The sequence below is a fragment of the Burkholderia sp. MS455 genome (genome assembly GCF_016899445.1).
In the GTDB taxonomy this organism is placed as follows: Bacteria; Pseudomonadota; Gammaproteobacteria; order Burkholderiales; family Burkholderiaceae; genus Burkholderia; species Burkholderia pyrrocinia_C.
Map to the genome: position 1 here is coordinate 321,226 of NZ_CP041777.1, position 14,369 is coordinate 335,594.

9 protein-coding genes are annotated in these 14,369 nt (G+C 67.7%); 4 read left to right on the forward strand and 5 right to left on the reverse strand.

From position 1 onward, the window contains the following. The first annotated feature begins 169 nt into the window (after positions 1-169). Genes uca through FPJ27_RS01350 form a run of 4 tightly spaced genes read left to right on the forward strand, consistent with a single transcriptional unit; the run spans position 170 to position 7,596 of the window. A complete protein-coding gene (gene uca / locus FPJ27_RS01335) occupies positions 170-3,766 on the forward strand; it encodes an urea carboxylase (RefSeq protein WP_204421133.1) in 3,597 nt (1,198 codons plus the stop codon). Beyond that, a complete protein-coding gene (gene atzF / locus FPJ27_RS01340) occupies positions 3,763-5,613 on the forward strand; it encodes an allophanate hydrolase (protein WP_204421134.1) in 1,851 nt (616 codons plus the stop codon). Before uca ends, atzF begins: the two co-directional genes overlap by 4 nt. Before the next feature lie 48 nt (positions 5,614-5,661). Beyond that, the gene (locus FPJ27_RS01345; protein ID WP_204421135.1) at positions 5,662-6,636 is read left to right on the forward strand and encodes an ABC transporter permease; all 975 of its coding nucleotides are present in this window, start codon (positions 5,662-5,664) and stop codon (positions 6,634-6,636) included. 45 nt (positions 6,637-6,681) lie between these two features. Next, positions 6,682-7,596: an ABC transporter ATP-binding protein gene (locus tag FPJ27_RS01350; RefSeq protein ID WP_204421237.1), complete on the forward strand. Its 915-nt coding sequence runs from the start codon at positions 6,682-6,684 to the stop codon at positions 7,594-7,596. 72 nt (positions 7,597-7,668) lie between these two features. Here the strand turns inward: FPJ27_RS01350 and FPJ27_RS01355 are convergent, their stop codons facing one another. From FPJ27_RS01355 to FPJ27_RS01375, 5 genes are all read right to left on the reverse strand, one after another. After that, complete coding sequence (locus FPJ27_RS01355; protein WP_072439687.1) at positions 7,669-8,511, reverse strand: formate/nitrite transporter family protein; 843 nt, start codon at positions 8,509-8,511, stop codon at positions 7,669-7,671. Between the two features lie 336 nt (positions 8,512-8,847). Continuing rightward, positions 8,848-10,203, reverse strand: coding sequence for a nitrate regulatory protein (locus FPJ27_RS01360; protein ID WP_204421136.1), 1,356 nt, complete (start codon positions 10,201-10,203; stop codon positions 8,848-8,850). 126 nt (positions 10,204-10,329) lie between these two features. Continuing rightward, positions 10,330-11,820, reverse strand: a complete 1,491-nt coding sequence (ansP, locus tag FPJ27_RS01365; RefSeq protein ID WP_072439691.1) for an L-asparagine permease — start codon at positions 11,818-11,820, stop codon at positions 10,330-10,332. A 243-nt stretch (positions 11,821-12,063) separates the two neighbouring features. Continuing rightward, complete coding sequence (locus tag FPJ27_RS01370; RefSeq protein WP_204421137.1) at positions 12,064-12,372, reverse strand: hypothetical protein; 309 nt, start codon at positions 12,370-12,372, stop codon at positions 12,064-12,066. A gap of 38 nt (positions 12,373-12,410) precedes the next feature. Next, on the reverse strand, positions 12,411-14,108 hold the full coding sequence (locus tag FPJ27_RS01375; RefSeq protein WP_204421138.1) for a M4 family metallopeptidase: 1,698 nt from the start codon (positions 14,106-14,108) through the stop codon (positions 12,411-12,413). Between the last annotated feature and the right edge of the window lie 261 nt (positions 14,109-14,369).

Consider the following 14,369-nt stretch of genomic DNA (forward strand, 5'->3'; position numbering starts at 1 on the left):
CGGAGTGCGCGCTAAAGCGCTACTCCGGATCGACACGTTCGCTGCGCCCCAAGGGGGCGGTTGCTGCCGTCCACGGCCGGCTTTGCAAAGCCGGCCGGCTGCGCGGGCGCGGAGCGATGCTCCGCGAATTCCCCGCTACGCTACGCGGGGCGGCCCGGCGGGAGGCAACATGAGATTCGCAAAAGTCCTCGTCGCGAACCGCGGCGAAATCGCCTGCCGCGTGATCCGCACGCTGAAGCGGCTCGGCATCGCGTCGGTCGCGATCTACTCGGATGCCGATCGCGATGCGCGCCACGTGACGCTCGCCGACGAAGCCGTCTGCGTCGGCGCCGCGCCGGCGGCCGACAGCTACCTGAACGTCGCCGCGATCCTCGCCGCGGCGCGCGCGACCGGTGCGCAGGCGGTGCATCCCGGCTACGGCTTCCTGTCGGAGAACGCCGAGTTTGCCGACGCATGCGAGGCCGCCGGCCTGCGCTTCATCGGGCCGAGCGGCGCGCAGATGCGTGCGTTCGGCCTCAAGCACACCGCGCGCGAACTGGCACGCGAGCACGACGTCGCGCTGCTGCCGGGCACCGGGCTGCTCGCGGATGTCGCGACGGCGCTCGCCGAAGCCGAAGCGATCGGCTATCCGGTGATGCTGAAGAGCACGGCGGGCGGCGGCGGCATCGGCATGTCGCTGTGCCGCGATGCCGCGCAGCTCGCGGCGGCGTTCGAATCCGTCGTGCGGCTCGGCAGCGCGAACTTCGCGCATGCGGGCGTCTATCTCGAGAAATTCGTCGAGCACGCACGGCACATCGAGGTGCAGATCTTCGGCGACGGGCGCGGCGGCGTGATCGCGCTCGGCGAGCGCGACTGCTCGGTGCAGCGGCGCAACCAGAAGGTGATCGAGGAAACGCCCGCGCCGGATCTCGCCGACGGCGAGCGCGCCGCGCTGCACGCGAGCGCGGTGCGGCTCGCGCGCGCGGTTGCCTATGCGTCGGCCGGCACGGTCGAGTTCGTGTTCGATGCGCGCGAGCGCCGCTGCTATTTTCTCGAGGTGAATACGCGGCTGCAGGTCGAGCATTGCGTGACGGAAGCCGTGACCGGCATCGATCTCGTCGAATGGATGATCCTGCAGGCCGAAGGCGACCTGCCGCCGCTCGATACGCTCGCCGTCGCGCCGCGCGGCGCGAGCATCCAGGTGCGGCTCTATGCGGAAGACCCGCACCAGCAGTTCCGGCCCAGCGCGGGCGTGCTCACGCATGTCGCGTTTCCGGACGCGGTGCGCGTCGATACGTGGATCGACGCGGGCGCCGAGGTCAGCGCGTATTACGATCCGCTGCTCGCGAAACTGATCGTGCGCGGCGACACGCGCCGCGACGCGCTCGCGGCACTGCGCGACGCGCTGGCCGCCACCGAGTTGTACGGGATCGAGACCAATCTCGACTACCTGCGCGCGATCGCCGGTTCCGACACGTTCGCGCGCGGCGCGCAGACCACCGCGTTCCTGTCGCGTTTCGCATTCGCACCGCACACGATCGACGTGCTCGACGGCGGCGTGCAGACGACCGTGCAGCAGACGCCGGGCCGTGTCGGCTACTGGGCCGTCGGCGTGCCGCCGTCCGGGCCGATGGACGACCGCGCGTTCGATCTCGCGAATGCGCTGCTCGGCAATCCGCATGACGCCGCCGGCCTCGAGTTCACGATGGTCGGCGCGACGCTGCGCTTCAACACCGACACGTTGTTCGTGCTCGGCGGCGCGCCGCTCGCCGCGACGCTCGACGGCGCACCCGCACCGTTCTGGCAGGTGCTGCGCGCGGCGCCCGGCGCGGTGCTGAAGCTGGGCGGCGTGACGGGCGCCGGCGTGCGCGCGTGTCTCGCGGTGAAGGGCGGGCTGCAGGTGCCCGACTATCTGGGCAGCAAGGCGACCTTCACGCTCGGCCAGTTCGGCGGCCACGCGGGCCGCGCGCTGCGCAAGGGCGACGTGCTGCACCTTCATGCGGATGCGGGGCGCGGCGAAGCCGGCAAGACGCTGACCGAAGCCGACCGGCCCGCGCTGACGCACGCGTGGACGCTCGGCGTGCTCGACGGTCCGCACGGCGCGCCGGATTTCTTCACGGCGGACGACATCGCGATGCTGTACGACACGCGCTGGACGGTCCATTACAACTCGAGCCGCACGGGCGTGCGGCTGATCGGCCCGAAGCCGCAATGGGCGCGCGCGGACGGCGGCGAGGCGGGCCTGCATCCGTCGAACATCCACGACAACGCGTATGCGATCGGCGCGGTCGATTTCACCGGCGACATGCCGGTGATACTCGGGCCCGACGGGCCGAGCCTCGGCGGCTTCGTGTGCCCGGTGACGGTCGTGCGCGACGAGCTGTGGAAGCTCGGGCAGTTGCGGCCGGGCGACACCGTGCAGTTCGCGCGCGTGGCGGCGGCTCCCGTGTGCGCATCGCCGGCACCGGCTTCCTTGTCGAACGCGGCTGCGCCGAACGACTGCGTGCTGTACCGCGATCCGGCGGCCGGCAACGGCATCGGCGTCGTCTACCGGCGTTCGGGCGACCGCAACGTGCTGATCGAATACGGCCCGCTCGTGCTCGACCTGAACCTGCGTTTTCGCGTGCACGCGCTGATGTGCTGGCTCGATGCGCACCGGCTGCCCGGCATGCTCGACCTCACGCCCGGCATTCGTTCGCTGCAGGTGCATTTCGATGCGCACGCGCTGCCGCTCGATGTGCTGCTCGCGCATCTGCAGGCCGCTGAGCGCGAGCTGCCGGATGTCGCCGACATGCGCGTGCCGAACCGGATCGTGCATCTGCCGTTGTCGTGGGACGATCCGTCGACGCGCGTCGCGATCGAGCGCTACATGCAGTCGGTGCGGCCGGACGCGCCGTGGTGCCCGAGCAATATCGAGTTCATCCGCCGGATCAACGGCCTCGACAGCATCGACGACGTCAAGCGCATCGTGTTCGACGCGCGTTATCTGGTGATGGGGCTCGGCGACGTCTATCTCGGCGCGCCCGTCGCGACGCCGCTCGATCCGCGGCACCGGCTCGTGACGACCAAGTACAACCCGGCGCGCACGTGGACGCCGGAGAACGCGGTCGGCATCGGCGGCGCGTACCTGTGCGTGTACGGAATGGAGGGGCCCGGCGGCTATCAGTTCGTCGGCCGCACGGTGCAGATGTGGAACCGTCACCGGACGACGCGCGCGTTCGAGCCCGGCAAGCCGTGGCTGCTGCGCTTCTTCGACGAGATCCGTTTCTACGAGGTCGGCGAAGCCGAGCTGGCCGAACTGCGCGCGGATTTCATCGCGGGCCGTGCCGAACTGAAGATCGAGGAATCCGTGTTCGATCTCGGCGCGTACAACCGCTTCCTGCGCGACGAAGCCGACTCGATCGCCGCGTTCAAGGCGATGCAGCAGGCCGCGTTCGATGACGAGCGCGAGCGCTGGCGGGCCGCCGGCCACGCCGAGTATGCGGGCGAAGCCGGGCAGGGCGATGCCGGTGCCGGTACGGTGGCGGCCGGCGACACGCTCGCCGACGCACAGCGCGGCATTACCGCCGACGTGTCGGGCAGCGTATGGAAGGTGCTGGTCGAAACCGGCGCGCGGGTGACCGAGGGGCAGGTCGTCGCGATTCTCGAATCGATGAAGATGGAGGTGTCCGTGGTGGCGATGGGAGACGGCGTGATCGAGACGGTCGATTGCGTGCCGGGCGCGGCGGTCGTCGCCGGGCAGCGGCTGATGGTGATGAAGGCCGGCGCGGCCGAGGAGGTCGCATGAAGCCCATCGATCGTCATCCGCTACCCGAGCTGCGCTCGATCGCCGCGCTGCGCGCGCGGTACGAGGCCGGCGGCCTGACGCCGCATGCGCTCGTCGACGCGATCGCCGCGCACTTCGACGCGGGCGATCCGCACCATGCGTGGATCCGGCCGCTGACGCACGACGAAATGACGCGCTACGCGGATGCGCTGTCCGGACGCGACATCGCCGCGTTGCCGCTGTATGGCGTGCCGTTCGCGATCAAGGACAACATCGACCTGGCCGGCATCCCGACGACGGCGGCGTGTCCCGCTTACGCGTATGTGCCGTCGCGCAGCGCGCCGGTCGTCGAGCGATTGATCGCCGCCGGCGCGATCCCGATCGGCAAGACCAATCTCGACCAGTTCGCGACGGGGCTGTCCGGGCAGCGCTCGCCATACGGCGCGTGCCGCAATGCGCTCGATCCGCGTTATGCGTCGGGCGGATCGAGTTCGGGATCGGCTGTGGCCGTCGCGCTCGGCGTTGCCGCGTTCGCACTCGGCACCGACACGGCCGGATCGGGCCGCGTGCCGGCCGCGTTTCACGGGCTCGTCGGGCTCAAGCCGACCAAGGGCGTGCTGAGCACGCTCGGCGTGGTGCCGGCGTGCCGGTCGCTCGACTGCGTGTCGCTGTTCGCGCATGCGCCGGGCGATGCGCGCGCGGTGTTCGCCGTTGCGCACGGCGCGACGGACGGCGATCCGTACGGACGCGCGTGGCAGCCGTTGCTCGACGCGGACGGCAGCCATGCGCGGCACGCGCGGCCGCTCGCCGGCATGCGCTTCGGCATGCCGCGCGCCGATCAGCTCGAGTTCTTCGGCGACGCGTCGTATCGGGCCGCGTGGCAGACGGCCATCGAACGCCTGCGTGCGACCGGCGCACGAATCGTCGAGATCGATTTCAGCGCATTCCTCGCGACCGCGCGGCTGCTGTACGAAGGGCCGTGGGTCGCCGAGCGGCTCGCTGCGATCGGCGCGTTCTTCGCGGAACAGCCCGACGCGCTGCATCCGGTGATACGCGAGATCGTCGGCGGCGCGGCGCGTTTCAGCGCCGCCGACGCGTTCGCGGCGTTCGACCGGCTCGCCGCGCTGCGCGTCGACGCGGCCCGCGCCTGGGACGATATTGACGCGATCGTGATGCCGACGTCGGCGACGACCGCGACCGTCGACGAACTGGAAGCCGATCCGATCGGCGTCAACGCGCGCTTCGGCTATTACACGAACTTCGTGAACCTGCTCGACCTGTCCGCGATCGCGGTGCCGGCGGGCGTCTGCGAAACCGGGCCGCATGCGGGTTTGCCGTTCGGCATCACGTTCGTCGGCCGCGCGCACGACGACGCGATGCTGCTCGATCTGGCCGACGCGTGGGGTGCTGCGCAGGCTGGCGAGGGCGACGTCACCACCACGCTCCCGCTCGCCGCGCCGGCGGGCGTCGTGCGCGTGGCCGTGGTCGGCGCGCATCTGCGTGGCGAGCCGCTGAACGGGCAGCTCACGCAGCGCGGCGCGCGCTTCGTCGCCGCGACGAGCACCGCGCCGGCCTACCGCCTCTACGCATTGAGCGCGGCCGTGTCGGGCGGCGTCGCGAAGCCGGGCCTCGTGCGCGTGCCGGAGGACGGCGCGGCGATCGCGGTCGAGATCTGGGAGATGCCGGTCGCGGCCTACGGCAGCTTCGTCGCCGGCATCGGCGCGCCGCTCGGCATCGGCACGCTGACGCTCGCGGACGGCGCGCAGGTGCAGGGCTTTCTATGCGAACCCGCCGCGCTCGACGGCGCCGTGGACATCACGCGCTTCGGCGGCTGGCGTGCCTACCGTGCGAACGGCGCGCCGCGCTGAACGCCCGGTCGCCCGCGACCGGCAAGCAACACGATACGGAGATTCACCATGTCAGTGACCCGCAATACGACCGACTGGCTCGCGGTGCGCCGCGAGCTGTCGACCCGCGGCAAGTGGACGCTCGGCGTCGCGTCCTTCCTGCTGCCGCTCGCCGTCTGGTGCGTGCTCAGCTACGTGCCGTTCGCCTGGCATCCGCAGGTGCGCATCACGAACCCCGGCAGCGTCGATTATTTCCAGCCCGGCATGCAGGTCGACCGCGACGTGTTCGACGACGAGCTCGCGCATGCGCGCGCGACGCATGCGGCCGTGCCCGAAGGCGAGCGCGCGAACCCCGTGTACCTGCCCGCGCCGCATCAGGTGCTACGCGCGTTCTACACGGCGTTCACGACGCCGCCGGCTTCGCGCGACGGCGTATGGCTTCACGAAAGCCTGTGGCACAGCATCCGCATCATCTTCTGGGGCTTCGTGATTTCGTCGGCGATCGGCGTGCCGATCGGCATCGTGTGCGGCACCTTCAGCGCGCTCGCGCGGCTGCAGGAGCCGTTCTTCGAGTTCTTCCGCTATCTGCCCGCACCGGCATTCGGCGCGCTGATGGTGGCGATCCTCGGCATCTACGATGCGCCGAAGATCGCGATCATCGTGATCGGGACGTTCTTCCAGCAGGTGCTGATCGTCGCGAACACCACGCGCAAGCTCGAGTACGGGCTGTTCGAGGCGGCGCTGACGCTCGGTACGAAGAAGCCGGGGCTGATCGCGCACGTCGTCGTGCCGGGCATCCTGCCCGACCTGTATCGCGACCAGCGGATCCTGCTCGGCTGGGCGTGGACCTACCTGATCGTCGCCGAGCTGGTCGGCACCAGTTCGGGCATCACGTGGTACATCAGCCAGCAGGCGCGCTACCAGCATTTCGACAACGTCTATGCAGCGATCCTGATGATCGGGATCATCGGCCTCGGGACCGACATCGTGCTCGCGCTGCTCGGCCGCAGGCTGTTTCCATGGGACCGCACGCTGAAGGCGTGACGGCTGAAGACGATGACCTACCGCATCCTTTCGGAAGAAACGATCATGCAGAATCCGCACAGCCTTCCCGACTACCTGCTCCAGTCAGACGCCGTGAGCGAACGCTTCGCACGCCTGAAGGCGCGCGACGTGATCCTCGACGTGCGCCATCTCGGCAAGCGCTTCCGGTCGCCGCAGGGCGAAGTGGTCGCGCTCGACGACATCAGCTTCCGCACCCACCGGCGCGAGTTCGTCTGCGTGATCGGGCCGTCCGGTTGCGGCAAGTCGACGCTGATCCGCATCCTGGCCGGGCTCGAGTCGCAGACGAGCGGCGACGTGCTGCTCGACGGCAAGCCCGTGCAGGGCCCCGGTGCCGATCGCGGGATGGTGTTCCAGGGCTATACGCTGTTTCCGTGGCTGACCGTGAAGAAGAACGTGATGTTCGGCCTGAAGCGCAACGGCAGCAGCAGCGGGGAGGCGGAGCGCGAGGCGCTGCAGTGGCTCGATCTCGTCGGGCTCACGCGTTTCGCGGACGTGTATCCGCACCAGTTGTCGGGCGGGATGAAGCAGCGCGTCGCGATCGCGCGCGCGCTCGCGAACCGGCCGCGCATCCTGCTGATGGACGAACCGTTCGGCGCGCTCGATGCGCAGACCCGCGCGAAGATGCAGGCGCACCTGCTCGACATCTGGCGCAACATCGACGTGACGGTGCTGTTCATCACGCACGATCTCGACGAGGCGATTTTGCTCGCGGACCGGATTCTCGTGCTGAAGGCCAATCCGGGCAAAGTACAGGAGCTGATCGAGGTGCCGGTGCCGCGCCCGCGTGGTTATTCGCAGTTCAACACGCCGGAATTCATCGCGACCAAGGCGCGGCTCGAAGCGCTGATCCATCCGGAGCCGACGGACGAGGCGCCGGACGAAGACGCGGTGCGCCCGCACATGATCCGGATGACGGACGTCGCGGACAACGTCGAATGACGTCCGCCGCCCCGCTGCGCGACGAACGCGGCGGGGCGGCCTGTCACGGGTTGCCGCGGGGCCGTGGGTGGATCAGGCCTTGCGCGCGACGACGCCTACCGGCGAAGCGGGCACGCGTTTCGGCGCGGTCTTGTAGTGCGTGCTGTACAGCGCGGCGCCGACGAACAGCAGCCCGCCGACCAGGTTGCCGAGCACCGTCGGGATCTCGTTCCACAGCAGATAGTCGACGATCGTGAAGTGGGCGCCGAGCATCAGGCCGGACGGGAACAGGAACATGTTCACGACCGAGTGCTCGAAGCCCATGTAGAAGAACACGAGGATCGGCATCCACATCGCGATCACCTTGCCGGGAACGGACGTCGACATCATCGCGGCGACCACGCCGGTCGATACCATCCAGTTGCACATCACGCCGCGCACGAACAGCGTGAGCATGCCGGCGGCGCCATGCGCCGCATAGCCGAGCGTGCGCGCTTCGCCGATGCCGCCGATCTTCTGTCCAATCGCGTTCGGCGCTTCCGAAAAACCGAACGTGAAGATGATCGCCATGAACAGCGCGACCGTCAGCGCGCCCGCGAAATTGCCGAAGAACACCAGCGTCCAGTTGCGGAACACGCCGCCCCAGGTCGCGCCGGGCCGGCGGTCGATCACCGCGAGCGGCGCGAGCGTGAAGACGCCGGTAAGCAGGTCGAAGCCGAGCAGGTACAGCATGCAGAATCCGACCGGAAACAGCAGCGAACCGACCAGCGCGTTGCCGGTGTTGATCGTGATGCTGACCGCGAACGCGGCCGCGAGCGCGAGAATCGCGCCCGCCATGTACGCGCGGATCAGCGTATCGCGGGTCGACATCGACAGTTTCGATTCGCCGGCGTCGACCATCTTGGTGACGAACTCGTTGGGCGTGAGGTAGGCCATGGTGTGCGCTCGTAAGGTTGGGCGGGCAAAAAAAATCCGCGCCGGGCACTCGCTCGACATGCGAGTGCCCGGCGCGGACGCTGTTATCCACGTGATCGTCCGCCATGGTTCGACATGGCGCGACCGTCAGGCCGCCATTAGCCCGACGAACGTGTTGTTCGCAACTTTCATACCAGTGACGGGGAAATCGCGCTGCAGGCAGGCGCGGCGCGACATGCCGGGGACGGCGCTCGCGAGCCGATCGCGGTGAATCGCACTCGCGCGGTGCAATTCGCGCCTCGTGCACGCGCTGTGGGCGCTACCGCGGTGCGTGGCGTGCGGTGCGCTCCGGTCAGGTCAGGTCGTGCCGTCGTCGCGCGGTGCCTTCGGCGCGCTTCGCTGCGCACGTCGCCGCGCGGCGGGCTGCGCGTGCTCGTCGACGAATCGCTCGGGCGACGTCAGCGCGTCTTCCGCGATATCGGCAAGCGGCCGGTTGCGGTCCATCGACGCTTTCTGCAGCATCCGGTACGCCTCGTCCTCCCGCAGGTTGAAGCGTGTCATCAGCGTGTTTTTCGCGCGCTGCACGAGCTTGCGTTCGTAAAGTGCGCGACGTGCCGCGTCGAGTTCGACTTCCGCGCCGGCCAGTCGCGCCGATTGCGATTCCAGCAGGGATTTGAGGCTGGCGAGCGTCGACGGGTCGGCGCCGGAGAGGCGCTCCGGCAGTTCGTGAACCGCCGCGCGCGCCGACAGCGGATCGCCGGCGAAGAAATGGGCGAGGGCCTGGATATGCGGCGGCGGGTTGTTCCGCAATTGCGCCATCAGGCGCTCGGAGTCGCGCAGCGTCCGATGCGCGTCGTCGATCCGCGCGTCGCACGTTTCCTGCACCTGCAGCGTCAGCGCGATCTGAAGGTGCCAGAGATCGTCGATGCGGGCGCTTGCGGCGTCGAACCAGGCTTCGCTCAGGCCCGCATCGAGCGTGTCGCCGGCCTGCGCCGTGCACAGTATGCGTCGCAGCTTCTCGAGCGCCGCCACGTGCGGCCCCGTCATGCGCGTCTCCCGCCATGCGTTTTGCTCGGCGCTCGCGAAATTCGCAAAGACTTCGAGACTGCGCTCCTGCGCCGCGATCAGATACAGCAGGCGCTGCTGCTGGTCCGCCGAAAACGCGCCCGCCGCGAACATGTGCGCGCCGACGGCGCGTTCCTGCCCCGCTTCCTCCTTGCCTTCGACGACGTGGACGAGCGCGATCAGCATGCGCGACACCGACGGATCCGCCGCGCTGTCGGCGAGCTGGAAAATCAGCTCCACCAGGCCGCCGATCACGGTGCTGAACGCCTGGACGGAGTCCGGCGCGGACAGCGCGATGCGGTCGATCCGTTCCCGCAGCGCATCCAGCGATTCCAGGTCGAGCAGCACCCATGCGATCAGCGACAGCAGGCGCGAGGTCGAGCCGCGCGCGGGCGCGAGTTCCAGATCCAGGCGCTCGCGCAGCTGCGCGACGAGCGGTGCGGATTCGTCGCGTGCCGCCGCGCGTTCTGCGACAAAACGCTTGCCGAGCGACGCCAGATAGATGCTGGTCGCGCCGCGCTCGCGCTGCAGCGCGTGGATCAGGCGGCCGAGCAGGTCGATCAGCTCGATCTGTTCGGCCACGCGGCGCAGCGACGCGATTTCCTGCTGCTTGGCGAGCAGCGCGAATTGCAGGGCGGTGGCGGACATGGCGGCGTTGAACGGCGGCAGGGGCTAAGTGCAGTGTAGTGCGGACAATAAATGCTGGTGTCGCAGGAGGGCGGAGTCGCTGTGCCGGGCTCCACCGACGCGTTTCGGTTCCGCATCGGGCGTCGCCTAGTCGTCGCCCTTTTCGAGGACGCTCTGCGTAAGCGTGACCGACGGAATCGTCGGTTTGAGCGACGCACGGCGCGCGCGGCCGCTTAACCACTTCCAGCCGGCGACGAGCAGCAGTGCGACCAGCGGAATCGACGCGATCGTCCACGTGCCGTTCGGGTAGTCGAATGCCATCAATACCAGCACGCCGAGCAGGAACAGCAGCGTGAGCCACGACGTCACCGGCGCGCCGGGCATCCTGAACGGCACGTCGTCCACTTCGCCGCGTTTGACGGCTGCCCGGAATTTCATCTGGCAGACGATGATGAACCCCCACGTGCTGATGATGCCGAGCGATGCGATGTTCAGCACGATCTCGAACACGCTCGACGGCACGAGATAGTTGAGCAGCACGCCGATCACGTAGATCGCGACCGTCACGAGAATGCCCGCGTACGGCACGGATTGCGCGCTCATCCGCCCGAGGAACGCAGGCGCCGAGCCGCCCATCGACAGCGAACGCAGCACGCGCCCGGTCGAATACAGCCCCGAGTTGAGACTCGACAGCGCCGCCGTCAAAACCACCAGATTCATCACCGAGCCGATACCGGGAACGCCGAGCGCGCCGAAGAACGTGACGAACGGGCTTTGCCCTGCCTTGTACGCGCTCCAGGGCAGCAGGCAGACGAGCAGGACGACCGACGCGACGTAAAAGATCGCAATGCGCCAAATCACGCTGTTGATCGCGCGCGGCAGCACCTTGCGCGCATCCTTGCATTCGCCTGCGGCCGTGCCGACCAGTTCGACGCCCGCGAACGCGAACACCACGCCCTGCACCAGCACGAGCGCCGGCATCAGTCCGTGCGGGAAGAAACCGCCGTTGTCGGTGATCAGGTGCATGCCCGTGTCATGGCCCGCGACGTGTCCGCCGGTGCCCAGGATCACGGAGCCGATGCCGAGAAACAGCACGATCGCGGCGACCTTGATCAACGCAAACCAGAACTCCATTTCGGCGAACCACTTCACGCCGATCAGATTCATGGTGGCGACGATGCAGAGCGCGATCAACGCGAAGATCCATTGCGGAATACCGGCGAACGGCGTCCAGTAATGCATGTAGAGCGCGACCGCGGTGATGTCGACGATGCCGGTCATTGCCCAGTTCAGGAAATACATCCAGCCCGCGACGAAAGACGCTTTCTCGCCGAGGAATTCGCGTGCGTACGACACGAAGCTGCCGCTGCTCGGCCGGTGCATCACCAGCTCGCCGAGCGCACGCAGGATCAGGAACGAAAACACGCCGCACACCAGGTAGACGATGGCGAGCGACGGCCCCGCAGCCTGCAGTCGCGCGCCGGCCCCGAGGAAAAGCCCCGTGCCGATCGCACCGCCGATCGCGATCATCTGTACCTGTCGATTGCCGAGCGTCTTGTGATAGCCGGCCTCGTGGGATTCGAGCCAGCTGCGGTTGTTGGTTTCGCCGGTCGGCGACGGTTCAGGAATCGATGCCATGGCTGCACCCTCTTGCATTTGCGTGGTCGCTTTCATCCGGATCGCGTGACGATCAGGACCCACCGGCACCTGCGACCACGACGCGTGGAGACACGTCGGGCATCCTGGTCGCGGCTCGCCGGCAACAGCGAGGGGCACGGTCAGACACGAAAGTATTCAGCCGTAATTCCGCTCACAAACAGCATGCAAATTTGGACTGAACCTGTTCGAATCCGTGCATAGGGTTTGATGGAAAGCTTTTCGTTATATGGCTTCCCGTTTGGGGTGCGTTGCCTTCGACGGTGCACCGTTTCGGCTTGTGCGCCGAATTTCGTCAACCGCAGCTTCGATGGCGAGCGCGGCCGAGATCATGCAGATGATGCCGCTCGCGTTGCCGATCATCATCGGATGGCCGAACACGCGATCGGCGACGAGCGCAATCAGCGTCGGGCCGAGTCCGAAGCCGATCGGCCGCCTGCAATCGCAGGCGGCTGATCGACACGTGCCTTGCTCATGCCCGAGCGCCGCGTGAGCTCGATCGGTTCGCTTTCCTCCGACGCGAAGGACCGCCACGCGGCCTTCCGGCGTTCAATACGCCCACCCAAGCGCGATCAATTCACCCCGACCGCACTCCATGCGCGCGCGACCGTTGCGCTCTCCCCCGAGTTCGCGCCATAAAGGTCGTTCGCCGCCTGGATCGACGCACGCCGCGCGCTCGGGTAGCTCGAGTTGGCGTTCAGGTACACGGTCAGCGTCCGGTACCAGATCTTGCCGGCCTTCTCGCGGCCCAGGCCGCTGAAGGTCGTGTCGCCGTTGCAGACCAGCTGCGTCCTCGACAGGCCGGTGTCGGTCGACGGCACCGCCGGGCCTTCCGACAGCAGGTAGAAGAAGCGGTTGCCCACGCCCGACGTGAAGTGCGGATCGTGACGCGGATTCGACCACGAGAAACCGCCGGACGGATAGCAGCTGAACGAGCGGCCATCGAGGTCCTGCTTGTACATCTTGCGCAGGCCGCCGCTCACCACGCGCGCGCCGATCACGTAGTTGCCGGGATCGTTCGGATTGTTCGCGTAGAACTTCACGAGCGTGCCGAAGATGTCGGACGTCGATTCGTTCAGGCCGCCCGCGTCGCTCGAATAGTTCAGGTTGGCGGTGGCCTCGGTCACGCCGTGGCTCATCTCGTGCCCGGCCACGTCGACCGATACGACCGGCTTCGGCAGGCTCGTGCCCGACTGGCCGTCGCCGTACACCATGATGTGCGACGGCATCCATGCCGCGTTCGCGCCGGTCGTGCCGCTGCCGGTGTCGAACACCACGTGCGCGAAGCTCTTCACGCCGCGCCCGTCGTTGAAGATGCCGTTACGGTTGTGCGTAGTCCTGTAGTAATCCCAAGTCAACGCGAGGCCGTAGTCGATGTCGGCGGCGACGGTTTGCCGGTCGGTGGTCGAACTGTTGCCCCACACGTTCGTGCTGCTCGTGAAGATCGGCAGGTCGGTCGCTTGCTCGACGTCCTCCGCGATCAGCCCGCGGCCGTCGTAGACGGAGCCGCTGCCGCGGGTCGGATCGAGCATCCGGTACGCGTTCGTGCCGGTCTGGTCGGTGGTCAGCGTCAGGTTGCCGTAGTACAGCGAGCGGCCGGTGCCGGTCGCGGCGGCGGTCTTGATCAGGTCCTGCGCGTCGAGCACGGTGCCCGTGCGCGCATCGACGTAGTACAGCACGGCGTCGCCGTGCGCGTCGGTCGCCTTGCCGTATACGCGCACCGCGTAGGCCAGCGTCGGCGTGACGTCGCGCGCGAACACGACGAGCTCCGCGTCATCGATGCGGCGCACGTCCGAGTTGAAACGCGCGGCCGCGATGCGCTTGACCCTGGCCGCGCCCACGTCGGGCGCGTTGCGCACCACGAAGCGGTCGCCGACCTTGCCGATCTTGCCGGCGAGATCGATCGGCGCGGGCTGGGTCAGGCTCGCTTGCTTCAGCTGCCCCTGGTTCGAATGGACGACGACGTCGCCGCCGATCACGGGCAGACCCGCGTAGAAGCGGTCGAAGCGCACGTGTTCGGTGCCGTCGGGATCGACGATCACGTCGCGTACCTGGAACTGGTCGCCGTCCGTCGGCGCGCTCGCCTGCGGCGCCGCGAACTTCAAGGTGCGAGCGGCGCTGCCGGTAGCCAGGCTGAAGGCGGACGGGTTCTGCTGGATCAGTTGCAGCGCCCTGTCGACCGCGGCCGGCTGGTCGCCGGCTTGGGCAAAAGCGCTGAGACTGGCGAGGGTAATCGCGGTGATGGACAGCAGACGAGACAGTTTCTTCATGTAATCCCCCAGATTATGAATAAAAGCGTGATTTTCGAGGAATGCATCAAGGACAAACTTTGATGTGAGACATGTCGCGAACCGCAGGGGCATGCTAGAAGGTCGTTTTTATAATTACAAGATATTTTCTGATGGATTAATTTTTTATTATTTCGATGTTAATCAAGCCGGGGTTTGGTGAGAAATATGAAATGATCTTGTCGGTCGATTGGGCGGTATCGGTGACATCGCGCTGGCGGAGTGCGCTTGGGGAGAGAGGGA